This window comes from Pseudomonas sp. NFX183 (assembly GCF_047943075.1).
Taxonomy (GTDB): Bacteria; Pseudomonadota; Gammaproteobacteria; order Pseudomonadales; family Pseudomonadaceae; genus Aquipseudomonas.
In genome coordinates this window covers 2,842,359-2,865,353 of record NZ_CP181333.1, presented here as the reverse complement: position 1 = coordinate 2,865,353, position 22,995 = coordinate 2,842,359, and the positions used below count along the sequence as shown (strand labels likewise).

Below are 22,995 nucleotides of genomic sequence, written 5' to 3'. Positions count from 1 at the left end.
CCCGGTCAACTATCAAATGCCGATCCGTGTCTTTTTCCGCACAAGCCAAATCCCGACACTGCGCTCCTGAATCACACCCATCGGAGTTGCAGCCATGCCCATTGCCTTACTCGCGCTGACCCTCAGCGCTTTTGCCATCGGGACGACCGAGTTCGTCATCGTTGGCCTGTTACCCACCCTCGGCGCCGACCTGGGCGTCGGCCTGCCGTCCGCCGGCTTGCTGGTCAGCCTGTACGCCTTGGGCGTTGCCATTGGCGCGCCGGTGCTCACCGCCCTCACCGGCAAGGTGCCGCGCAAAGGGCTGCTGCTGTCGCTGATGGTGCTGTTCACCCTCGGCAACCTGTTGGCCTGGCAGGCGCCGAGTTATGAGTCGCTGGTGCTGGCGCGAATCGTCACCGGCCTGGCCCACGGGGTGTTTTTCTCGATTGGCTCGACCATCGCCACCAGCCTGGTGCCCAAGGAGAAAGCCGCCAGCGCGATTGCGATCATGTTTACCGGCTTGACCGTTGCACTGGTCACCGGCGTGCCGCTGGGCACGTTTATCGGCCAGCACTTCGGCTGGCGGGAAACGTTCCTCGCTGTTTCGGCCCTGGGGGTGATCGCGTTTGTCGGCAGCCTGATCTATGTGCCGAACAGCATCGCCCACCGCAAACCCGCCTCGTTGCTGCAACAACTGCAAGTGCTCAAGCAGCCACGCTTGCTGCTTGTGTACGCCATGACCGCCATCGGCTACGGCGGCTCGTTCATCGCGTTTACCTTTCTGGCGCCGATCCTTCAGGACATTTCCGGCTTCAGCGCCGGCACCGTCAGCCTGGTGCTGCTGGTGTACGGCATCTCGGTGGCGGCGGGGAATATCTGGGGCGGCAAGCTGGCCGATAAACGCGGCCCGATCAGCGCGTTGAAAATCATCTTCGCCCTGCTCGCGGCGGTGCTGTTCATCCTCAGCCTGACCGCCAGCAACCCCTGGCTGGCGCTGGCCACCGTGCTGGTGTGGGGCGCGGTCGCCTTCGGCAATGTGCCGGGCCTGCAGGTGTACGTGGTGCGCCAGGCTGAACGTCACACCCCGCAGGCGGTGGATGTGGCGTCGGGCTTGAACATTGCGGCGTTCAACCTCGGAATCGCCGGCGGCGCCTGGGCCGGGGGCTTGATCGTGGCGCACATGGGCTTGATCCACACCGCGTGGATCGGCGGCTCAGTGGTGTTGGTGGCCCTGGCACTGACGGCGTGGAGTGGCCGACTGGACCGGTTGGGGCCGGTGTATGCCGACAGTTCGACGCGCACGGTAGTCGGACACTGATTCAGCACGCCACACATCCAATATGGGCGCTGGCTTGCCGCGATTGCGGTACGCCAGCGTCGCATTCATCGCCTGACCTACCACTATCGCAGGCAGCCCGCGCCCACATTCTTTACCTCGTACCGTCTGTAGGAACGGCGAAACTTTCCGACAAAAACCGCAGTCATCCCAAAACGGAGGTCACTTGACCCTACATCCACGGGAGCAATTATGGCGGCGATTCACATCGGCATTTCCGGCTGGCGCTACACGCCCTGGCGGGGGGATTTCTACCCCGAGGGCCTGACCCAGAAACGCGAATTGCAATTTGCGTCACGCGCCGTCAACAGCATCGAAATCAACGGCTCGTTTTACGCCCTGCAAACACCCAAGCGTTATGCCGAGTGGTACGCCGACACGCCTGATAATTTCATGTTCAGCGTGAAAGCACCGCGCTATATCACCCACATTCTGCGCTTGCGCGATGTGCACAAGCCGATGGCCAATTTCTTTGCTTCCGGGGTGCTGGAACTGAAAGAAAAGCTCGGGCCGATCCTCTGGCAATTCCCGCCCAGCTTCACATTCGACCCGCCGCTGTTTGAAGCCTTTCTTCAGCAACTCCCCGCCGACACCCAACAGGCCGCCGCCCTCGCCCGCGAGCACGAGCCGCGCCTGAACGGCAAGGCGAGCATGCAAGCCCATGGCAAAAAGGCGCTGCGCCATGCGGTGGAAATTCGCCACCAGAGTTTTGCAGTACCGGAGTTTGTGCAGATGCTGGACAAGCACGGCGTGGCACTGGTGGTCGCCGACACCGCCGGCAAGTGGCCGTATATCGAAGACGTCACCGCCAACTTCCTGTACCTGCGCCTGCACGGTGACAAAAAACTCTACGCCAGCGGCTACACCGCCGAGGCGCTCAAGCGTTGGGGTGACCGCATCGATTGCTGGCGCCAGGGCAAACAACCGGCGGATGCGCATTGGGTCGCCCCGAAACACACGCCACGCGCGCGCAAGCAACGCGATATTTTTTGTTATTTCGACAATGACATCAAAGTGCGCGCGCCCTTCGATGCGCGCCAACTGTTGCAGCGCTTCGAGCTGGATAAACACTTGGCCACCGAGCCCGGCAAGTTGCCGGAACCCGGGGTGCTGCCATGACCCATCCGGAATTGATCCCCGCCACGCCCACCACCGCCATCACGCGCTTCACAGTGCTGACGGTGAACATCCACAAGGGTTTCACCGCGCTGAATCGACGCTTCATCCTGCCCGAGCTGCGTGAAGCGGTGCGCAGCGTGGGCGCCGACATGGTGTTCTTGCAGGAAATCCACGGCACTCACGAACGCCATCCCCAGCGCTACCAGGACTGGCCAAAGATGCCGCAATACGAGTTCCTGGCCGACAGCATCTGGCCGCAGTTCGCTTACGGGCGCAACGCGGTCTACCCGCATGGCGACCACGGCAACGCGTTGCTGTCCAAATTCCAGATCGTGCGCTACGACAACCTCGACATCTCGCAAAGCGGCCATGAAAGCCGTGGGCTGCTGCATTGCGTATTGCGCCTGCCCGGCACCGGCCAAGAGGTGCATGCGATCTGCATGCACTTGGGCCTGCGCGAGGTGCATCGTCAGCAGCAATTGCGTTTGCTGCAAGAGCGCATCAGCCACATCCCGGCCGACGCGCCGCTGGTGGTGGCCGGTGATTTCAACGACTGGCGCCAAAAGGCCGACCTGAGCCAGAGCGGCCTCAGAGAAGTGTTTGTTGAAGCCACGGGTAAGCCCGCGCGCACCTTTCCGGCGCGCCTGCCGCTGTTACCGCTGGACCGCATCTATGTGCGCAACCTGAAAATTCACAACCCCAAGGTACTGACGACCCGGCCGTGGTCGCATCTGTCAGACCATGTGCCATTGTCGGTGGAGATCGAGTTATGACCGTCGCGGTAGAGCACATTGCCACCGACCAGCCGCCCGACGACGCCAAGGCGCGTGATCTCGATTACGGCTGGCAGAGTGGCAACCGTCTTGAGTTGCTGGAGAACGGCGAGGCTTACTTCCCCAGGGTGTTCGACGCGATGCGCGAGGCCCAGCGGGAGATCCTGCTGGAGACCTTTATTCTGTTCGAAGACAAGGTCGGCCATGAGCTCAAAGGCATCCTGATTGAGGCGGCGCAGCGCGGCGTCAAGGTGGTGGCCAGCCTCGACGGGTTTGGCTGCGGCGAGCTGAGCCCGGCGTTTCTCGGTGAGCTGGCCGAGGCTGGCGTGCTGGTGCAGATGTTTGACCCGGCGTCGAAAACGCTGGGGATTCGCACCAACTGGTTCCGTCGCCTGCACCGCAAGATCGTGGTGGTGGACGCCAGCGTGGCGTTTATCGGCGGGATCAATTTTTCTGCCGACCATCTGGGCGATTTCGGCCCCGAAGCCAAGCAGGATTATGCCGTGCGCGTGACCGGCCCTGCGGTCGCCGACCTGCATCATTTCGCCCTGGCCCAAAGCGGCCGTCAGGTGCGCACGCGGCGCGGCTGGCGACGGCGCCAGCAACGGCCGACACCGTGGACAACGGCCAATGAGGACGGCCTGGTACGTTTGATTTACCGCGACAACGTGCAGCACCGCGACGATATCGAAGAGGCCTATATCCACGCCTTGAGCAAGGCGCAAAAACGCGTGGTGATTGCCAACGCCTACTTCTTCCCCGGCTACCGCCTGCTGCGCGAGATTCGCAATGCCGCGCGCCGTGGCGTGCACGTGCAACTGATCATGCAGGGCCAGCCCGACGTGCTGTTGGCCAAGCTGGCAGCGCGCATGCTTTATGACTATTTGCTCAAGGACGGCGTGGTGATCCATGAGTATTGCCAGCGCCCGCTACACGGCAAAGTCGCGTTGGTGGACGACGAGTGGAGCACCGTAGGCTCAAGCAACCTGGACCCATTGAGCCTGTCCCTGAACCTGGAAGCCAACGTGTTGATTCGCGACCGCGCGTTCAACCAGCAGCTGTACGAACGCCTGGAACTGCTCGCCCGCGAGCACTGCAAGACCATGCCGGAAAACCGCAAGCCACGCCTGTGGTTATGGCGGTTGACCGTGGGTTTTTTGGTGTTTCATGTGATGCGCCACTTCCCCGTGCTGACGGGCTGGCTGCCCGCGCATAAACCGCGTTTGAAACCCTTCGAGAGCCAGGCCCATGACCTCTGAAGCCGGTGGTTCACGACTCAAACGCTGGAAGAAGCCGCTGACCGTCGTCTTCTTCCTGGTGTTGATCGCGCTGTTCACCCTGCTCGCGCGGCGCATCGACTGGAGCGAAGTGCTGCAGACACTCGGCGACTTCAAGCTGCGCACGTTGTTGATCGCCGGCGCGCTGACCCTGTGCAGTTTTCTCGTCTACGCCAGTTTCGACCTCATCGGCCGCACCTACATCCGCCAACCGCTGGTTTGGAAGCAAATCCTGCCGGTGGGAATCATCAGCTACGCGTTCAACCTCAACCTGAGCGCGTGGGTCGGCGGGATAGCCATGCGTTACCGGCTGTATTCGCGGCTCGGGGTAAGCACCGGCAATATCGCCAAGATTCTTGGGCTGAGCCTGGCCACCAATTGGTTCGGCTATATGGCGCTGGCCGGTATGGTGTTCAGCAGCGGTTTGGTGACGATGCCGCCCGGGTGGAAAGTCAGCACCCTGGCCTTGCAAGGCATAGGTGTGTTGTTGGTGTTGGTCAGCTTCGGCTACCTGGCAGCCTGCCGGTTTTCGACAAAGCGCGCGTGGTCGATCAAAGGCATCGAGATCAACCTGCCGTCGCTGCGCATGGCCTGTTTACAGCTGGCAATGGGCGCGCTGAACTGGTCACTGATGGCGGCGGTGATCTTCACCTTGTTGCCGGCCAAGCTGGACTATCCACTGGTGTTGGGCGTGTTGCTGATCAGCGCGATTGCCGGCGTGGTTACACATATCCCGGCGGGGCTTGGGGTGCTGGAGGCGGTGTTTATCGGCTTGCTGCAGCATGAGGCGTCGCGCGGCAGCTTGCTTGCCGGGTTGATCGCCTACCGCGCGATCTACTTTATTTTGCCGCTGCTGATTGCGTTGGTGATGTACCTCGCGGTGGAGGCTAAGGCCAAGGCGTTGCGGGTTAAAAAGACACCGGCCTGATGCAGTGTTGGCAGGACCGGCGCCATCGCGGGCAAGCCCGCTCCCACATTTGGAATGCATTCCACTGTGGGAGCCGGGCTTGCCCGTGATGGCGCTTGAGAGGGCAACGCTTTATCGGGCCTGGATGATGCTCAACCGCTCACCCACTACCATCTCGGTAATCCAGTCCACCAGGATTGAGGTGTAGGCCTGCTGAGACACCGGATCACTCAACGAGTGATCGGCGCCGTCGATGATGCGGTGGGTCAACGAGTGTGTCTGCTGGCATGCCGCGCGGTAGCTCATGATGGTGGCATGCGGCACGTGATCGTCGGTCTGCGACTCGACGATCAGCACATCGCCAGTGAATTGCGCGCAGGCATGCAGGGCGCGATTGGTTTCGGCGTGTACCAGCGTGCTGCGGTAATCCATCAGGTCGGCCTTATCCAGGTCGCGCTTGGGCTTGAGCCATTCCTGGTCGCGGTACAGCGCTGGCACGCGCAGCGCCAACCAGCGCACCGGGCGCAGTGAGGTGAGGATTGCCGCCAGGTAACCTCCGTAACTGGTGCCCACCACCGCCACGGCCGAGGTGTCGATGGCCGGGTGCGACAGCAAGCGGTCGTAGGCCGCCAGCAGGTCGCGCAGGTTGTCTTCGCGGGTGACGCGCGACAATGGAATACCGGTGCCGGCGTGGCCGCGCAAATCAAAGGTCAGGCATACGCAGCCCAGGCCGGCAATGCCTTTGGCGCGCTCGAGGTCGCGCTCCTGGCTACCGCCCCAGCCGTGCACAAACAACACGCCTGGCACTTTGGATTTGGGACTCAGGAATGTCCCGCTCATTTGTTCGTCGTCAATGTCGATCGCAATGCTTTCACTTCTAGCCGTCATAAGATTTAACCGTCACGTACTTGAGAAGAAAGTCGCTGTTGTCTGCAGGGCCGCGGTACACCTCGATGGCATCCGCCGGCAGCGGTTGGTCCACGTAGGTTTCCACCGATGAAACGTGGATGGCGCGCAGGCTCGGGTTATTGATGAAGCTTTGCAGCGCCGCGACTTCCGCGCTGCTGGCGCCGCCCATGCGCCAGGATTGTTCGAGCACGCCGCTGCGGCGTTGGCCGTCACTGTCCAGGCCTTGGGCAATGTCGTAGTTGCGGCGCGAGTCATAGAAACCAGGGTAGGCCTCATCGGCTGCCGTGTCGAAAACCTGGGCTTGTTCGATGGCCTCGCGCACTTCGTCGGGCAGGTCGAGCTTCAACAGGTCTGCGTAGGCGCCAGGCACGACGAGTAAGTCGGAGCCGCCGTAGACCGCTTCGCCCTGCCCGTCTTCAGTGAGGTACTGCTCGCCGCAATAGCTGATGACGTGACCGCCGATAAAACTCTGGCCCACGCTGTGGGTGATCACCTCGTGCAAGTCCTGCTCAAGCACCACGCCTTCGGTAAAGAGCGTTGCCACGTCGGGCCGCGCAAGCAGCGCTTCGAACTCGTCGAGACTGTGGATAACTTCCTGCCCCCGACCGGCGCAGGCATGCACAGGCTTCAGGCGGATCGGCCCGCTGTAAAGCAAGCGCGTGGCGGCGGGCAATGCATCTTCAAGGGCAAAGACGCTAAGGCCATCAAGGACGACCGGGCGCACCCGCTCGGCAAACGCCGGCGACCAGCCTTCCGGCGCCTTCGCTTCGGGGCTCAGCAGGCCATGGGTGATGGCTTTGGTGCAGATGAAATCGTAGTCGACGTAACCGCCCCACACATCCTCTGGGCCTCTTACCTTCAGCGCCCGCGCCTGGGCGGCGCCCACCAGGGTTTGCGTTGGCAGCACGTACACGTCACGCCCGGCATGTTGCTGCGGGTCGTAACTGCCGCCGAATTTCAGCCCCAGAATCTGTGCCAGCCACCGCGCCAGCGCGCGGTTGGTTTCAACCTCGTGCTGCGGCGCGCCCGCTCGCGTGGAATGAGCAACCACCAGCTTCTTGCGTTGAGTCGGGGTCATGCGTCCCCCTTGGCTATCCCGCCATGTGTGTACACCAATGGTTGCAGGGATCAGGCCAAGGCGGTTTCCGGAAAGAGCGTCTTTAAATCAATCAGTTGCTTAAAAAGCGATGGCAGTTGGCCTGTCTTATTCTGCACGACAGGCGGTTGAACAGGCGGCGTTCTGCACGATTCCCTCAGCCGCTGCGGCTGGCGCCAGCTAAGATACCGGGCCCATTCCTCTGCAACGAGACATCACCCATGGCCAAGCAAGCGCTCATCCTCATCGACATTCAGAACGACTACTTCCCTGCGGGCAAGTGGCCGCTCGACGGCGTGGACGCGGCGGCAGACAACGCAGCGCAGGTGCTGCAGGCCTTTCGCCAGGCGGGCGACGCGGTGATTCACGTGCGCCATGAGTTCACCTCTGAGGACGCGCCCTTTTTCACACCGGGCTCCGAGGGCGCGCACCTGCATGCCAAGGCCGTGAACGAGGCGAATGAGCCGGTGGTGCTCAAGCACTTTGTGAATGCGTTTCGCGGGACGGATCTGCGAGCGTTGCTGGAGCAACGGGCTATCACCGAAGTGGTTGTGGCGGGCAACATGAGCCATATGTGCATCGACGCTGTGGTGCGGGCTGCGGCGGACCTGGGCTACAAGATCACGCTGCTGCATGACGCGTGTGCGACACGGGACCTGGAATTTAACGGGCAAGTGATTCCGGCAGCCCAAGTGCATGGGGCCTATATGGCTTCACTGGCTTTTGCCTACGCAGACGTGGTGTCGACGGATGAGTACTTGAAGGCACAAGCGGCGACGGCATGACCGCCACTTGTGTACCGAGCCTTAACGAGTCGCGATGATGAAAAGGCGAGGGAACGGCAGCAACACAGTGCCATCACCCAGTGCTGGATACGCCTGGGTAATCCGCGCCTGATATTCATGCAGAAAGGCGACTTTTTCGCGATCGGTCAACGGTGCTAGAAAGGGCCGTAATGCCGACCCCTTGAACCATTCCACCACAGCGGCGTGATCCGCCAGTGGGTGCAGGTAGGTGGTGCGCCACACATCGACAGTGCTGCAGTGCTTGCTCAACAGCTCGTAGTAATAGCTCGCCGCGTGCCGTTCATTGTGTTTGACCGAACCGATCTTCGCCGCCCATGGGCCCTGGGCAGCAACTTCGCGCGCCAAGCGGTGGGCAGGCTCGTCCAGGTTGTCGGGGGTCTGCACGGCCAGCGTGCCGCCGGGCGTCAGCTGGTTGACCAAGTGCGGATACAGCGTGGCGTGGCCCGGCAGCCATTGCAGCGAAGCGTTGGCCAGAATCACGTCACATGGCTGTGCCGGTGCCCAGGTGCCGATGTCGGCCAATTCGAAGTTCAGCGCCGGCAGGCGTTTGCGTGCATCGATCAGCATGTCGCCGGAACTGTCCATGCCGGTGACGTGCGCCTGAGGGAAACGCTCGGCCAGCACCTCGGTGGAGTTACCGGGGCCACAACCGAGGTCGACCGCGGTTTTTACCGGGCTATCTGGAATGGCCGCGACCAGGTCACGAACCGGGCGGGTGCGCTGCTGCTCAAACATCGTGTATTGCTTGGCTGACCAGGTCATCACGGCTTTCCTTCTTTTCGAGAGTGGCCACAGCCTAAATCTTGTGAGCCATGAGAACAAATGCCAGGATTGGCGACCTCCCATACCTTGAAAGTATCCCTATGCTGGAACTTCGCCAACTCAGAGCCTTCGTGGCGATTGCCGAGGAAGGCTATATCACTCGCGCGGCGCAACGCTTAGGCATGCAACAACCCCCGCTGACCCGAATGCTGCAAAGCCTTGAGGCCGAGTTAGGCGTGACATTGATGGAGCGCTTGCCGCGCGGGGTGCGCCCCACGACTGCCGGCCTGGCGTTGCTGGATGAAGCACGAGAAGTCTTGGCGCGTGCCGATGGGGTCGCCGATATCGTGCGGCGCGCCGCCCGCGGTGAGCGTGGTCGGTTGGCTATCGGTTTTACCAGTTCGGCGGCATTGCACCCGTTCGTGCCCAGCGTTTTGCGCGTGTTTCGCGAAACGTTTGTCGGCGTCTCGGTGGCCCTGGAAGAAGCGGGAACCGGCGAGCTGCTGGACGCGCTGGCCCTTGAAAGACTCGACGCAGCGTTTATCCGCTCGCCACTCAGCGGCAGTCAAACGCTGCAGGACCAGCCCATTCTGGTGGAGCCGATGCTGCTGGCGCTGCCTACCGACCACCCGCTGGCAAACGACGCCGCAACTCCCCTGCCCCTGGCGACACTGGCCACTGAAGCCTTCGTGCTCTATCGGCGTCGCGTCGGACTGGGTTTGTATGACGCGATTCTGGTGGCCTGCCGTGAAGCGGGTTTCAGCCCGCAGGTGGTCCAGGAAGCGCCGCGCATGACCGCGACATTGAGCCTGGTGGCGGCGGGCCTTGGCGTCTCCATCGTGCCAGCGTCCATGCAGCGGCTACGGGGGGATGGCATTGTTTATCGCGAACTGACGGACTGCCAAAGCCTCGTGGCGCCATTGCATTTGGCGACGCGGGTCGGTGACGGCTCGGCGGTATTGCAACGCTTCAAGCAGATGGTGATCAGCGCCGCCGCGACGGACGCCTGAACGTCGGCGGCAGAACCTTTGCCGTCAAGCGGCTTGGGATCAGTTGTTGAGGGCAAAGAAAAAGCCCCGAGAGCATGGCTCGCGGGGCTTTCAGCGAAGACGTTACCGATTAGAACGGGATATCGTCATCAAAGCTGTCGAAATCCGGAGCAGGCTGTGGGGCGGCCTGTTGTGGAGGCGGCGCCTGACGCGACTGCTGCGGTGCCGACTGCTGCGGACGCGGAGCCTGCTGGCGTGGGGCCGGAGCGGACTGCTGGTAGTTGTTGCCCCCGCCTTGTTGGTCGCCCTGCTGTGGACGGCCGCCGAGCAGTTGCATGGTGCCTTGCATGTCGACCACGATTTCAGTGGTGTAACGCTTGATGCCGTCTTTTTCCCACTCGCGGGTTTGCAGTTTGCCTTCGATGTAAACCTGCGAACCTTTGCGCAGGTACTCGCCGGCGATCTCTGCAACCTTGCCGAACATCGACACGCGGTGCCATTCGGTTTTCTCGACCTTCTGGCCGGTCTGCTTGTCAGTCCACTGTTCGCTGGTCGCCAGACTCAGGTTGGTCACGGCGTTACCGTTAGGCAAGTAGCGAACTTCGGGATCCTGGCCGCATGTACCGACCAATATGACTTTGTTAACCCCACGGGCCATAACGTTCTCCTAAGCTGGGCGCGCTGTCGGCACTGGGTTGACCAGTTGCTCGAGCGTCGCGCGATCCAATAATTCGGTGTCCAATTTGATGTAAATGGCCGCCTCTTCAGCGACCACCACTGCATCTGTTACCCCGACGACGGCCTTCAGGCGCTCTACCAGGCCAGCTTCACGAATTGCTTCGGGCGACAGCGGCAGGCGCAGGCTTGTGACGTACGGAGGTTCGCGCATGGTAACAGCAAAGACCAGCCAAAGTGCAGCCAGCCCGGCGCATCCGAGGAACACAACCGACAAACCGCCATGCTGGAACATCCAGCCGCCCATGATGCCGCCAAGCGCAGAGCCGAGGAACTGGCTGGTGGAATAAACCCCCATCGCCGTGCCCTTGCCACCGGCCGGTGAAACTTTACTGATCAGCGAAGGCAGCGAAGCCTCCAGCAGATTGAACGCGGTGAAGAACACCACCGTGCCGATTACCAGCGCCCGCAGGCTGTCGCCGAACTCCCAGAAGAATAGCTCAGTGAGCATCAATGTCGCGACGGCGCCCAGGAGAACTCGTTTCATTTTGCGTTTCTTCTCGCCGTAGATGATGAACGGGATCATGGCGAAGAACGAAATCAGCAAGGCTGTCAGGTAGACCCACCAGTGCTGCTCCTTGGGCAGGCCGGCTTTTTCGACGAGGGCCAGGGGCAACGCGACGAAGCTGCACATCAGCATCGCGTGCAACACGAAGATACCTAAATCCAGACGGAGCAGGTCCGGGTGCTTGAGCGTCGGCAACAATGCCTTGCGTGCGACGCCGGACTCACGGTGCTGCAAGGTGCCGGTGGACCGCGGCACCATCAAGGCCACGATCACGATCCCGAACAACGCCATGCCGCCCGTGGCCAGGAACAGTCCGTGCAAACCAAAGGCGCGCGTCAGCAATGGACCCACCACCATGGCCACCGCGAACGACAGGCCGATGGTCATGCCGATCATGGCCATGGCCTTGGTGCGATGTTGTTCGCGGGTCAAGTCCGAGAGCAGCGCCATGACGGCCGCAGAAATTGCGCCGGCGCCCTGCAGCACGCGCCCGGCGATCACGCCCCAGATCGAATCCGACTGCGCGGCAAGCACGCTGCCGAGCGCGAACACGATGAGCCCCAGGTAAATCACTGGGCGCCGGCCGATGCGGTCGGAAATGATCCCGAACGGAATCTGAAAAAGCGCCTGGGTCAGGCCATAGGCGCCAATCGCCAGGCCGATCAGGGCGGGGGTCGCGCCTGCGAGATCCATTCCATAGGTCGCCAGCACCGGCAACACCATAAACATGCCAAGCATACGGAAGGCGAACACCAGGGCCAGACCGCTTGCTGCTCGGGTCTCGCCGCTACTCATGCGTTCGCTGTGGGGATCGTGCATGGAAAAACCTCGTGTGAACCGGCGGCGATTCTACCAGTCCCATCGATTGAGAGGGTATATGCGGCGCTTTGCCGCGCAGCTTTCATGTAAGGCTGCAACCGGCACTTTGACAGTGTATATTCATCCAGTCTTTAGCCGTATACTCCTGCATTATTTACGCCCGCCGTGCGAGGCCATCTTGGACAAGATCCTGATTCGTGGGGCTAGAACCCACAACCTGAAGAACATCGACCTGACCCTGCCCCGGGACAAACTGATCGTCATCACCGGCCTGTCCGGCTCCGGCAAATCGTCCCTGGCGTTCGACACGCTGTATGCCGAAGGTCAGCGTCGCTACGTGGAATCACTGTCGGCCTATGCCCGGCAATTCCTGTCGATGATGGAAAAGCCTGACGTCGACACCATTGAAGGCCTGTCGCCGGCAATTTCCATCGAGCAGAAGTCAACCTCCCATAACCCGCGCTCTACCGTGGGCACCATCACCGAAATCTACGACTACCTGCGTCTGCTGTATGCGCGTGTGGGTATTCCGCGCTGCCCGGACCACGATATTCCCCTGGAAGCCCAGACCGTCAGCCAGATGGTCGACCTGGTGCTGGCCCAGCCGGAAGGCGCCAAGCTGATGTTGCTGGCGCCGGTGATTCGCGAGCGTAAAGGCGAACACCTTTCGGTCTTCGAAGAGCTGCGTGCGCAAGGTTTTGTGCGCGCGCGCATCAACGGCAAGCTGTATGAGCTGGATGAAGCGCCGAAGCTCGACAAGCAGAAAAAGCATTCCATTGATGTGGTGGTCGACCGCTTCAAGGTGCGCGCCGACTTGCAGCAGCGTTTGGCCGAATCGTTCGAAACCGCGCTGAAGCTGGCGGATGGCATTGCGCTGGTTGCACCGATGTACGACGAGCCGGGTGAAGAGGTTATCTTCTCCGCGCGCTTTGCCTGCCCGATCTGCGGCCACGCCATCAGCGAGCTGGAACCCAAGCTGTTTTCCTTCAACAACCCGGCCGGTGCTTGCCCGACCTGCGATGGCCTGGGCGTTAAACAGTTCTTCGACATCAAGCGCCTGGTCAACGGTGAGCTGACTTTGGCGGAGGGTGCGATTCGCGGCTGGGACAGGCGTAACGTCTATTACTTCCAGATGCTGGGGTCATTGGCCTCGCACTATAAGTTCAGCCTGGAAGTGCCGTTCAACCAGCTGCCGGCCGAGCAGCAGAAGGTCATCCTGCACGGCAGCGGCTCGCAGAATGTCGACTTCAAGTACCTGAACGACCGTGGCGATATCGTCAAACGCTCGCACCCATTCGAAGGCATCGTGCCGAACCTGGAACGTCGTTACCGCGAGACTGAGTCGGCGAGCGTGCGTGAAGAGCTGGCCAAATTCCTCAGCACTCAGCCTTGCCCGGATTGCCGCGGCACGCGTCTGCGTCGCGAGGCGCGGCATGTGTGGGTGGGCGAGAAGACACTGCCGGCCGTGACCAACCTGCCGATTGGCGATGCCTGTGAATATTTTGGTGTACTCAAGCTGACCGGGCGTCGTGGAGAAATTGCGGACAAGATCCTCAAGGAAATCCGTGAGCGTCTGCAGTTCCTGGTTAACGTTGGCCTGGACTACCTTTCGCTGGATCGCAGTGCGGACACGCTGTCTGGCGGTGAAGCTCAGCGGATTCGCTTGGCCAGCCAGATTGGTGCTGGCCTCGTGGGCGTGTTGTACATCCTCGATGAACCGTCGATTGGCCTGCACCAACGGGACAACGACCGCCTGCTGGGAACGCTGAAGCACCTGCGGGATATCGGCAACACCGTGATCGTGGTCGAGCACGATGAAGACGCGATTCGCCTGGCGGACTACGTGGTCGACATCGGCCCGGGCGCGGGTGTGCACGGTGGCCATATTGTTGCCGAGGGCACGCCTGCCGAGGTAATGGCTCACCCGGACTCTTTGACCGGCAAGTACCTGTCTGGCCGCGTGAAGATTGAAGTGCCGGCCAAACGTACGCCACGCAATAAGAAAATGGCGCTGCACCTGAAGGGCGCACGCGGTAACAACTTGCGCAACGTCGACCTGGAAATTCCGCTGGGTCTTTTGACCTGCGTGACCGGTGTTTCCGGCTCGGGCAAGTCGACACTGATCAACAACACGCTGTTCCCGCTGAGTGCCACCGCCTTGAACGGCGCAACCACTCTGGAAGCGGCCGCGCACGACAGCATCAAGGGCCTGGAACATCTGGACAAAGTCGTCGACATCGACCAAAGCCCGATCGGCCGTACACCACGCTCCAACCCGGCGACCTATACCGGCTTGTTCACCCCAATCCGCGAGCTGTTTGCTGGCGTACCCGAATCCCGCTCGCGGGGTTATGGGCCGGGCCGGTTCTCGTTCAACGTCAAGGGCGGGCGCTGCGAAGCGTGCCAGGGCGATGGCCTGATCAAGGTAGAGATGCACTTTCTGCCGGACATCTACGTGCCGTGCGACGTGTGCAAGAGCAAGCGTTATAACCGCGAAACCCTGGAGATCAAGTACAAGGGCAAAAGCATCCACGAAACCCTGGAGATGACCATCGAGGAAGCGCGGGTGTTCTTCGACGCGGTTCCTGCGTTGGCGCGCAAGCTGCAAACGTTGATGGATGTGGGCCTGTCGTACATCAAGCTGGGTCAATCGGCGACAACCTTGTCCGGCGGCGAGGCGCAGCGGGTGAAGTTGTCTCGTGAGCTGTCCAAGCGGGACACTGGCAAGACTTTGTATATCCTCGATGAGCCGACCACGGGTCTGCACTTCGCCGATATCCAGCAATTGCTGGACGTACTGCACCGCTTGCGTGACCACGGCAACACAGTTGTGGTTATTGAGCACAACCTGGATGTGATCAAGACTGCCGACTGGCTGGTGGACCTGGGGCCGGAAGGCGGCTCCAAGGGCGGCCAGATCATTGCGGTGGGCACACCGGAGCAGGTTTCCGAGATGCCGCAGTCGCATACCGGTTACTACTTGAAGCCGTTGCTGGCACGCGATAAAGCCTGATTTTTCGGGCGCATGAAAAAGCCCCTGTCACTTTGCGGTGACAGGGGCTTTTTTGTAGCCGGGAATCAGAACTGCGATTGCAGGTAATTCTCCAGGCCAACCAGCTTGATCAGCCCCAACTGCTTTTCCAGCCAATAGGTGTGATCTTCTTCGGTGTCGTTGAGCTGCACGCGGAGAATTTCGCGGGTCACGTAGTCGTTGTGCTGCTCACAGAGCTCGATGCCCTTGCAGAGTGCGGCACGCACCTTGTACTCAAGGCGAAGATCAGCTGCGAGCATGTCAGGCACCGTGGTGCCCACATCCAGGTCGTCGGGACGCATACGCGGCGTGCCTTCGAGCATCAGGATACGGCGCATCAGCGCGTCAGCGTGCTGTGCCTCTTCTTCCATTTCGTGGTTGATACGCTCGTAGAGCTCGGTAAAGCCCCAGTCTTCGTACATGCGCGAATGGATGAAATATTGGTCACGAGCTGCCAGTTCGCCCGTCAGCAACGTGTTGAGGTAATCGATTACGTCGGGGTGACCTTGCATCGCCCTACATCTCCCTGCTTGAAAGTCTGTAGTTTGAACCATGATGACCCGAAGGTCACGGGACCAACGGCAGAAAAGTGAAGATTTCCGGAGAAAAGTGGCTGAAATAACGCAAAAACCGCCCAAATGAGGGCGGTTCTGCTTATCGTTTAGACTTAACTAAGCGTTACACCCAATGCCTTTGCGATTGCGTCTCCATAAGCCGGGTCAGCTTTGAAGAAGTGCTGCAGTTGGCGCTGAACCACATCGCTGGTGACGCCGGCCATTGCACCGGCAATGTTGCTGACCAGCAGGGCTTTTTGACTCTCGTCCATCAAGCGAAACAGTGCGCCGGCATGGCTGTAGTAGTCGGTGTCCTCACGGTGATCGTAGCGATCAGCGGCACCGCTCAAGGCCAGCGCGGGTTCTGCATACTGTGGCGCTTGCTTGGGCGCATCAGCGTAGCTGTTTGGCTCATAGTTAGGCGCTGCGCCACCGTTACTGCCGAAGGCCATCGAACCATCACGCTGGTAGCTGTTTACCGGGTTGCGTGGGGCGTTCACCGGCAATTGCTGGTGATTGGTACCCACGCGGTAGCGGTGAGCATCGGCGTAAGCGAATACGCGGCCTTGCAGCATGCGGTCTGGCGACAGGCCGACACCCGGCACCATGTTGCTTGGGCCAAACGCGGCCTGCTCTACTTCAGCAAAGTAGTTCTGCGGGTTACGGTTGAGCTCCAGCTCGCCGACTTCGATCAGGGGAAACTCTTTCTGCGACCAGGTCTTAGTCACATCGAAGGGGTTCTCGTAGTGAGCGTTAGCTTGGGCTTCAGTCATGATCTGAATGCAGACACGCCATTTCGGGAAGTCCCCCCGCTCAATCGCACCAAACAAATCACGCTGTGCGTAATCAGGATCTGTACCGGCCAGGCGCGCGGCTTCAGCGGGTGCCAGGTTCTTGATCCCTTGCATGGTCTTGTAGTGCCACTTAACCCAGTGACGCTCACCACGAGCGTTGATCAGGCTATAAGTGTGACTGCCAAAGCCGTGCATGTGACGGTAGCCGTCAGGAATGCCGCGATCCGAAAAGAGGATGGTGACTTGATGCAACGCTTCCGGAGAGTGCGACCAGAAATCCCACATCATCTGCGCACTTTTCAGGTTGCTTTGCGGCAAGCGCTTTTGGGTGTGGATAAAGTCCGGGAATTTAAGCGGGTCACGAATGAAGAACACGGGCGTGTTGTTGCCCACGATGTCCCAGTTACCTTCCTCGGTGTAGAACTTCAGGGCGAAACCGCGAGGATCGCGCTCAGTGTCGGCCGAACCGCGCTCGCCGCCGACAGTGGAAAATCGCAGAAACGTCGGTGTTTGTTTTCCGACAGACTCGAACAGTTTCGCGCTGGTGTACTGAGTGATGTCTTGAGTAACGGTCAAAGTACCGTAAGCACCCGAGCCTTTGGCGTGCACGCGGCGCTCAGGAATGTTTTCACGGTTGAAGTGTGCGAGCTTCTCGATCAGGTGGAAATCGTCGAGCAGCAAAGGACCGCGCGGGCCGGCGGTACGGGAATTCTGGTTATCGGCAACGGGCGCACCGCTGGCGGTAGTAAGGACTTTACTCATGCTCAATCTTCCTCAGGTCAGACTCGGAACTGCCGGCTAATCGGCTTGGAGGAAGTATCGACCATCAAGATGACACCATCAAATGCATTAAATCATGGCCTTTGATAGAGAATAACTAATGAGCCACCCGCGCAAACGGCGATGGGTTGATAGAAGCGCGGGCAACGACGCAGGAAATACAGGTAGTTTTTTAGACGCGCACAAAAAACCGGGCACTAGGCCCGGTTCTTTGTTGCAGACTATCGTCTTACTCGGCGGATACAGCTTCGCCGGCAGTAGCACGATCAACCAACTCGACGTACGCCATAGGCGCGTTGTCGCCAGCGCGGAAACCGCACTTGAGGATGCGCAGGTAGCCACCCTCACGGGTAGCGTAACGCTTGCCCAGGTCGTTGAAGAGCTTACCAACGATAGCTTTCGAACGAGTACGGTCGAAAGCCAGACGGCGGTTAGCCAGGCTGTCTGTCTTGGCCAAAGTGATCAGCGGCTCAGCAACGCGACGCAGTTCTTTAGCTTTCGGCAGTGTAGTTTTGATCAGCTCGTGCTCGAACAGCGACACCGCCATGTTTTGGAACATGGCCTTGCGGTGCGAGCTGGTACGGCTCAGGTGACGACCACTTTTACGATGACGCATGGTTCATTCCTTACCAAACTCACGTTCGGTGATTACGACGATCAGGCAGTCGCCTTGTCGTCCTTCTTAAGACTTGCAGGCGGCCAGTTGTCGAGGCGCATGCCGAGGGACAGACCGCGGGAGGCCAGAACGTCCTTGATTTCAGTCAAGGATTTCTTGCCCAGGTTCGGAGTCTTCAACAGTTCTACTTCGGTACGCTGAATCAGGTCACCGATGTAGTAAATGTTTTCCGCCTTAAGGCAGTTAGCCGAACGTACAGTCAGTTCCAGATCGTCAACCGGGCGAAGCAGGATCGGATCGATCTCGTCTTCCTGCTCGATTACCACTGGTTCGCTGTCACCTTTGAGATCGACGAACGCAGCCAACTGCTGTTGCAGAATGGTTGCAGCGCGGCGGATAGCCTCTTCAGGATCCAGAGTACCGTTGGTTTCCAGATCAATAACCAGCTTGTCCAGGTTAGTACGCTGCTCGACACGGGCGTTTTCCACCACGTATGCGATACGGCGAACCGGGCTGAACGAAGAGTCAAGCTGCAAGCGACCAATGCTGCGGCTTTCGTCTTCATCGCTCTGACGCGAGTCGGCCGGTTCATAACCACGACCACGAGCTACAGTGAGCTTCATGTTCAGGGCGCCGTTAGACGCCAGGTTAGCGATTACGTGATCGGGGTTAACGATCTCGACATCATGATCCAGCTGAATATCGGCAGCGGTAACCACCCCCGAACCCTTCTTCGACAAGGTCAGCGTAACTTCGTCACGGCCGTGCAGCTTGATAGCCAGACCTTTAAGGTTCAACAGGATTTCAATTACGTCTTCCTGTACACCTTCGATGGCGCTGTACTCGTGGAGCACACCGTCAATCTCGGCCTCGACTACTGCACAGCCGGGCATTGAGGACAACAGGATGCGGCGCAGCGCGTTGCCCAGGGTGTGGCCAAAACCACGCTCGAGAGGCTCGAGAGTGATCTTGGCGCGGGTTGGACTGACAACCTGCACATCAATGTGGCGGGGTGTCAGGAACTCATTTACCGAAATCTGCATGGATGCACCTATTTTCTAGCCCTTACTTGGAGTAGAGCTCGACAATCAGGCTTTCGTTGATGTCGGCGGACAGATCACTGCGAGCAGGAACGTTCTTGAAAACGCCCGACTTCTTCTCAGTGTCTACTTCTACCCATTCTACGCGGCCACGTTGGGCACACAGATCGAGAGCTTGGACAATGCGAAGTTGGTTTTTTGCTTTCTCGCGAATCGCGACCACGTCACCAGCACGAACCTGGTAAGACGGGACGTTAACGGTTTGGCCGTTTACGCTGACGGATTTGTGCGATACCAGCTGACGGGATTCGGCACGAGTCGAACCAAAGCCCATACGGTATACAACGTTGTCCAGACGGCATTCGAGCAGTTGCAGCAGGTTTTCACCAGTTGCACCTTTCTTGCCAGCAGCTTCTTTGTAGTAGCCGCTGAACTGACGCTCGAGAACGCCATAAATACGACGGACCTTCTGCTTTTCACGCAGTTGGGTGCCGTAATCGGACTGGCGACCGCGGCGTTGGCCGTGGATACCAGGTGCTGCTTCAATGTTGCACTTCGATTCGATCGCGCGCACGCCGCTCTTCAGGAAGAGATCGGTGCCTTCGCGACGAGCGAGTTTGCATTTTGGACCAATGTAACGAGCCATTCTTTACAATCTCCTGGATTACACGCGGCGCTTCTTCGGCGGACGGCACCCGTTGTGCGGGATTGGCGTCACGTCGGTGATGCTGGCGATCTTATAGCCACAGCCGTTCAAAGCACGGACAGCAGACTCACGACCTGGACCTGGACCTTTGACGTTAACGTCGAGGTTTTTCAGGCCGTATTCCAGCGCAGCTTGACCAGCACGTTCAGCAGCTACTTGAGCAGCAAACGGGGTGGACTTGCGGGAACCGCGGAAACCCGAACCACCAGAGGTAGCCCAAGACAGCGCGTTACCTTGACGGTCGGTGATGGTCACGATGGTGTTGTTAAAAGATGCATGGATGTGGGCGATGCCATCAACCACTGTCTTTTTAACTTTTTTACGAGGACGAGCAGCAGGTTTTGCCATGATAATTTTCCTGTCGATTCGCTGGGGCGATTACTTGCGGATCGGCTTACGCGGACCTTTACGGGTACGCGCGTTAGTCTTGGTACGCTGACCGCGTACTGGAAGACCACGACGATGACGCAGACCGCGATAGCAACCGAGGTCCATCAAACGCTTGATTTTCATGTTGATTTCGCGACGCAGGTCACCTTCAGTGGTGAACTTCGCCACTTCGCCACGCAGCAATTCAATCTGCTCGTCGCTCAGATCCTTGATCTTAGCGGCTGGGTTTACCCCAGCAACTGCGCAAATTTTCTGCGCAGTAGTGCGACCAACACCATAGATGTAGGTCAGCGAGATAACAGTGTGCTTGTTATCTGGAATGTTAACGCCTGCAATACGGGCCATTCAGTGGGACTCCAATTGACAGCTACCTACGCCCCGGAAGCCAAGAAATAGGGCGCGAGATAATATCGCTGTAATAACAAATAATCAACCCGGCAGCGCACTAGCTGCCGGGCTTCAAGCGGATCACACTCAGCCTTGGCGCTGTTTGTGACGCGGTTCCGCGCTGCAAATTACTCGAACAACACCTTCGCGGCGAATAATCTTGCAGTTACGGCACAGCTTTTTCACCGATGCACGAACTTTCATCACCAACTCCTCGAACCTTATGGGTACTCAGCGCAACATGCCGCTGCCGTAACCCTTCAGGTTGGCTTTCTTCATCAGGGATTCGTACTGGTGCGAAACGAGGTGCGATTGTACTTGGGACATGAAGTCCATCACAACCACGACCACGATCAGCAACGAGGTCCCGCCAAGGTAGAACGGAACGTTTGCTGCAACCACCAGGAACTGGGGCAACAAGCACACGGCCGTCATATATAGAGCACCGAACAGGGTCAAACGAGTCAGAACGCCATCAATGTAGCGCGCAGACTGCTCACCCGGACGAATACCCGGAATAAAGGCACCGGACTTCTTCAGGTTTTCCGCTACGTCTTTCGGATTGAACATCAACGCCGTATAGAAGAAGCAGAAGAAAATAATCCCTGCACTAAACAGCAGAATATTCAACGGCTGACCAGGAGCGATCGACTGAGAGAGGTCCTGCAGCCAGCCCATGTTTTCAGACTGACCAAACCAGGTACCCAACGAAGCCGGAAACAGCAAAATGCTGCTCGCGAAAATTGCCGGAATAACACCGGCCATATTCACTTTCAGCGGCAAGTGGCTGGTCTGCGCAGCGAAGACCTTACGGCCCTGCTGACGCTTGGCGTAGTGAACAGCAATACGACGCTGGCCACGCTCAATGAACACCACAAAACCGATAATCGCTACTGCCAGCAAACCGATAGCAACCAGGGCGAAGATATTGATATCACCCTGACGTGCAGACTCGAAAGACTGCCCAATTGCTCTCGGAAGACCGGCGACGATACCTGCGAAAATCAACATCGAGATACCGTTACCAACACCACGCTCAGTAATCTGCTCACCCAGCCACATCATGAACATCGCACCAGCCACAAAAGTGGATACCGCGACGAAATAGAAGCCAAAGTCACCAGTGAACGCAACGCCCTGCCCTGCCAGGCCAACGGACATGCCGATAGCTTGAACCAGGGCGAGGACGACAGTGCCGTAGCGGGTGTACTGGCTAATCTTGCGACGGCCAGCTTCACCTTCCTTCTTCAACTGCTCCAACTGCGGGCTGACGGCGGTCATCAGTTGCATGATGATCGATGCCGAAATGTACGGCATGATCCCCAGTGCAAAGATGCTCATCCGTTCCAGCGCGCCGCCGGAAAACATGTTGAACAAGCTAAGAATGGTCCCCTCATTCTGTCGAAACAGGTCTGCGAGTCGGTCCGGGTTGATACCTGGAACCGGGATGTGTGCGCCTATTCGGTAGACGATAATCGCCAGGAACAGAAAACGCAGACGAGCCCAAAGTTCAGACATACCGCCTTTGCCGAGCGCTGAGAGAGCACCTTGCTTAGCCATTTATTCCTCGAACTTGCCGCCAGCTGCTTCGATAGCCGAACGCGCACCTTTGGTGGCGCCGATTCCCTTGCCGATAGTGACAGCGCGAGTCACTTCACCGGACAGCATGATTTTCACACGCTGTACGTTGACGTTGATCACGTTGGCATCTTTCAGGGTCTGCACAGTAACGATGTCGCCTTCCACTTTAGCCAGCTCGGACAGACGCACTTCTGCGCGGTCCATAGCCTTCAGGGAAACGAAACCGAACTTAGGCAGGCGACGATGCAGCGGCTGTTGGCCGCCTTCAAAGCCTGGAGCGATGGTGCCACCGGAGCGGGAGGTTTGACCTTTGTGGCCACGGCCACCAGTCTTACCCAAACCGCTACCGATACCACGGCCCGGACGATGCTTTTCGCGACGGGAACCCGGCGCTGGACTCAGATCATTGAGTTTCATCGATTAACCCTCTACACGCAGCATGTAGTAAGCCTTGTTGATCATCCCGCGATTCTCGGGAGTATCCTGGACTTCTACAGTGTGACCGATGCGACGCAGACCCAAACCCTTAACGCACAGTTTGTGGTTAGGAATGCGGCCGGTCATGCTTTTGATCAGCGTTACTTTAACGGTAGCCATGATCAGAAGATCTCCTTGACAGTCAAACCACGCTTGGCAGCGATGGACTCAGGAGATTGCATAGCTTTCAAACCTTTGAAAGTGGCGTGAACCACGTTTACCGGGTTAGTCGAGCCGTAGCACTTGGCCAGAACGTTCTGAACGCCAGCAACTTCGAGGACAGCACGCATAGCGCCGCCAGCGATGATACCTGTACCTTCAGAAGCAGGCTGCATGTACACCTTCGAAGCGCCATGAGCGGACTTCATTGCGTACTGCAGAGTGGTGCCGTTCAGATCAACTTGGATCATGTTGCGACGAGCAGCTTCCATTGCCTTCTGGATCGCGGCAGGCACTTCACGTGACTTGCCACGGCCGAAGCCAACGCGCCCTTTACCATCACCAACCACGGTCAACGCGGTGAAAGTGAAGATACGGCCGCCTTTAACGGTTTTGGCTACGCGGTTAACTTGAACCAGCTTCTCAATGTAGCCTTCGTCGCGCTTTTGGTCGTTATTTGACATA

The 22,995-nt window shown here is 59.1% G+C and carries 25 protein-coding genes; 8 read left to right on the top strand and 17 right to left on the bottom strand.

Annotated features, from left to right (window positions below; genetic code table 11):
• The first annotated feature begins 94 nt into the window (after window positions 1-94).
• The 5 genes from ACM530_RS13225 (at window position 95) to ACM530_RS13205 (ending at window position 5,412) form a co-directional block, all read left to right on the top strand.
• Window positions 95-1,297 carry an MFS transporter gene (locus ACM530_RS13225; RefSeq protein ID WP_416364917.1) on the top strand — a complete coding sequence of 401 codons (1,203 nt, stop codon included), beginning with the start codon at window positions 95-97 and terminating at the stop codon, window positions 1,295-1,297.
• 210 nt (window positions 1,298-1,507) lie between these two features.
• Window positions 1,508-2,434, top strand: coding sequence for a DUF72 domain-containing protein (locus tag ACM530_RS13220; protein ID WP_416364916.1), 927 nt, complete (start codon window positions 1,508-1,510; stop codon window positions 2,432-2,434).
• The gene (locus ACM530_RS13215; protein WP_416364915.1) at window positions 2,431-3,207 is read left to right on the top strand and encodes an endonuclease/exonuclease/phosphatase family protein; all 777 of its coding nucleotides are present in this window, start codon (window positions 2,431-2,433) and stop codon (window positions 3,205-3,207) included. The genes ACM530_RS13220 and ACM530_RS13215 overlap by 4 nt, the downstream gene beginning before the upstream one ends.
• Complete coding sequence (gene clsB, locus ACM530_RS13210; protein WP_416364914.1) at window positions 3,204-4,466, top strand: cardiolipin synthase ClsB; 1,263 nt, start codon at window positions 3,204-3,206, stop codon at window positions 4,464-4,466. Before ACM530_RS13215 ends, clsB begins: the two co-directional genes overlap by 4 nt.
• On the top strand, window positions 4,456-5,412 hold the full coding sequence (locus ACM530_RS13205) for a lysylphosphatidylglycerol synthase domain-containing protein (protein ID WP_145162675.1): 957 nt from the start codon (window positions 4,456-4,458) through the stop codon (window positions 5,410-5,412). Before clsB ends, ACM530_RS13205 begins: the two co-directional genes overlap by 11 nt.
• A 111-nt stretch (window positions 5,413-5,523) precedes the next feature.
• On the opposite strand, the gene ACM530_RS13200 is transcribed toward ACM530_RS13205, so the two are convergent.
• Complete coding sequence (locus ACM530_RS13200) at window positions 5,524-6,279, bottom strand: alpha/beta hydrolase family protein (protein ID WP_145162677.1); 756 nt, start codon at window positions 6,277-6,279, stop codon at window positions 5,524-5,526.
• On the bottom strand, window positions 6,269-7,378 hold the full coding sequence (locus ACM530_RS13195; RefSeq protein ID WP_416364913.1) for a DUF3182 family protein: 1,110 nt from the start codon (window positions 7,376-7,378) through the stop codon (window positions 6,269-6,271). The genes ACM530_RS13200 and ACM530_RS13195 overlap by 11 nt, the downstream gene beginning before the upstream one ends.
• Window positions 7,379-7,617: 239 nt before the next feature.
• On the opposite strand from ACM530_RS13195, the gene ACM530_RS13190 reads away from it, so the two are divergent.
• A complete protein-coding gene (locus tag ACM530_RS13190) occupies window positions 7,618-8,181 on the top strand; it encodes a cysteine hydrolase family protein (RefSeq protein WP_416364912.1) in 564 nt (187 codons plus the stop codon).
• A 21-nt stretch (window positions 8,182-8,202) separates the two neighbouring features.
• Here the strand turns inward: ACM530_RS13190 and tam are convergent, their stop codons facing one another.
• Window positions 8,203-8,964: a trans-aconitate 2-methyltransferase gene (gene tam / locus ACM530_RS13185; protein ID WP_416364911.1), complete on the bottom strand. Its 762-nt coding sequence runs from the start codon at window positions 8,962-8,964 to the stop codon at window positions 8,203-8,205.
• Window positions 8,965-9,065: 101 nt separating this feature from the next.
• Between tam and ACM530_RS13180 the strand changes: the two genes are divergently transcribed.
• A complete protein-coding gene (locus ACM530_RS13180) occupies window positions 9,066-9,974 on the top strand; it encodes a LysR family transcriptional regulator (RefSeq protein WP_416364910.1) in 909 nt (302 codons plus the stop codon).
• 109 nt (window positions 9,975-10,083) lie between these two features.
• Here ACM530_RS13180 and ACM530_RS13175 read toward each other — a convergent pair whose 3' ends face one another.
• Together ACM530_RS13175 and ACM530_RS13170 are read right to left on the bottom strand one after the other, a co-directional pair.
• Entirely contained in the window at window positions 10,084-10,611 is a 528-nt protein-coding gene (locus ACM530_RS13175; protein ID WP_010467282.1) for a single-stranded DNA-binding protein, read from the bottom strand.
• Window positions 10,612-10,620: 9 nt separating this feature from the next.
• Window positions 10,621-12,015: an MFS transporter gene (locus ACM530_RS13170; protein ID WP_416364909.1), complete on the bottom strand. Its 1,395-nt coding sequence runs from the start codon at window positions 12,013-12,015 to the stop codon at window positions 10,621-10,623.
• 178 nt (window positions 12,016-12,193) lie between these two features.
• Here ACM530_RS13170 and uvrA point away from each other — a divergent pair, with 178 nt between their 5' ends.
• Window positions 12,194-15,028 carry an excinuclease ABC subunit UvrA gene (gene uvrA, locus ACM530_RS13165; protein WP_416364908.1) on the top strand — a complete coding sequence of 945 codons (2,835 nt, stop codon included), beginning with the start codon at window positions 12,194-12,196 and terminating at the stop codon, window positions 15,026-15,028.
• 65 nt (window positions 15,029-15,093) lie between these two features.
• Here the strand turns inward: uvrA and bfr are convergent, their stop codons facing one another.
• The 12 genes from bfr to rpsE all read right to left on the bottom strand — a co-directional run bounded on the left by bfr (window position 15,094) and on the right by rpsE (window position 22,994).
• Window positions 15,094-15,558, bottom strand: coding sequence for a bacterioferritin (bfr, locus tag ACM530_RS13160; protein WP_015886133.1), 465 nt, complete (start codon window positions 15,556-15,558; stop codon window positions 15,094-15,096).
• Window positions 15,559-15,713: 155 nt separating this feature from the next.
• Window positions 15,714-17,162, bottom strand: coding sequence for a catalase (locus ACM530_RS13155; RefSeq protein ID WP_416364907.1), 1,449 nt, complete (start codon window positions 17,160-17,162; stop codon window positions 15,714-15,716).
• 241 nt (window positions 17,163-17,403) lie between these two features.
• Window positions 17,404-17,790 carry a 50S ribosomal protein L17 gene (gene rplQ / locus ACM530_RS13150; protein ID WP_003176402.1) on the bottom strand — a complete coding sequence of 129 codons (387 nt, stop codon included), beginning with the start codon at window positions 17,788-17,790 and terminating at the stop codon, window positions 17,404-17,406.
• A gap of 41 nt (window positions 17,791-17,831) precedes the next feature.
• On the bottom strand, window positions 17,832-18,833 hold the full coding sequence (locus ACM530_RS13145; protein WP_003176403.1) for a DNA-directed RNA polymerase subunit alpha: 1,002 nt from the start codon (window positions 18,831-18,833) through the stop codon (window positions 17,832-17,834).
• A 22-nt stretch (window positions 18,834-18,855) separates the two neighbouring features.
• Window positions 18,856-19,476, bottom strand: a complete 621-nt coding sequence (rpsD, locus tag ACM530_RS13140; RefSeq protein WP_003210056.1) for a 30S ribosomal protein S4 — start codon at window positions 19,474-19,476, stop codon at window positions 18,856-18,858.
• Window positions 19,477-19,494: 18 nt separating this feature from the next.
• Entirely contained in the window at window positions 19,495-19,884 is a 390-nt protein-coding gene (gene rpsK / locus ACM530_RS13135; RefSeq protein ID WP_002555466.1) for a 30S ribosomal protein S11, read from the bottom strand.
• Between the two features lie 30 nt (window positions 19,885-19,914).
• Complete coding sequence (gene rpsM / locus ACM530_RS13130; protein ID WP_024077676.1) at window positions 19,915-20,271, bottom strand: 30S ribosomal protein S13; 357 nt, start codon at window positions 20,269-20,271, stop codon at window positions 19,915-19,917.
• A 129-nt stretch (window positions 20,272-20,400) separates the two neighbouring features.
• Window positions 20,401-20,517 (bottom strand): 50S ribosomal protein L36, encoded by a 117-nt coding sequence (rpmJ, locus tag ACM530_RS13125; RefSeq protein WP_002555468.1) that lies wholly within the window; start codon window positions 20,515-20,517, stop codon window positions 20,401-20,403.
• A gap of 27 nt (window positions 20,518-20,544) precedes the next feature.
• Complete coding sequence (secY, locus tag ACM530_RS13120; RefSeq protein WP_016969470.1) at window positions 20,545-21,873, bottom strand: preprotein translocase subunit SecY; 1,329 nt, start codon at window positions 21,871-21,873, stop codon at window positions 20,545-20,547.
• On the bottom strand, window positions 21,874-22,311 hold the full coding sequence (rplO, locus tag ACM530_RS13115) for a 50S ribosomal protein L15 (RefSeq protein WP_003176407.1): 438 nt from the start codon (window positions 22,309-22,311) through the stop codon (window positions 21,874-21,876).
• Between the two features lie 3 nt (window positions 22,312-22,314).
• Window positions 22,315-22,491 (bottom strand): 50S ribosomal protein L30, encoded by a 177-nt coding sequence (gene rpmD / locus ACM530_RS13110; RefSeq protein WP_003176408.1) that lies wholly within the window; start codon window positions 22,489-22,491, stop codon window positions 22,315-22,317.
• Between the two features lie 2 nt (window positions 22,492-22,493).
• Complete coding sequence (gene rpsE / locus ACM530_RS13105; protein ID WP_003176409.1) at window positions 22,494-22,994, bottom strand: 30S ribosomal protein S5; 501 nt, start codon at window positions 22,992-22,994, stop codon at window positions 22,494-22,496.
• Window position 22,995: the final 1 nt, after the last annotated feature.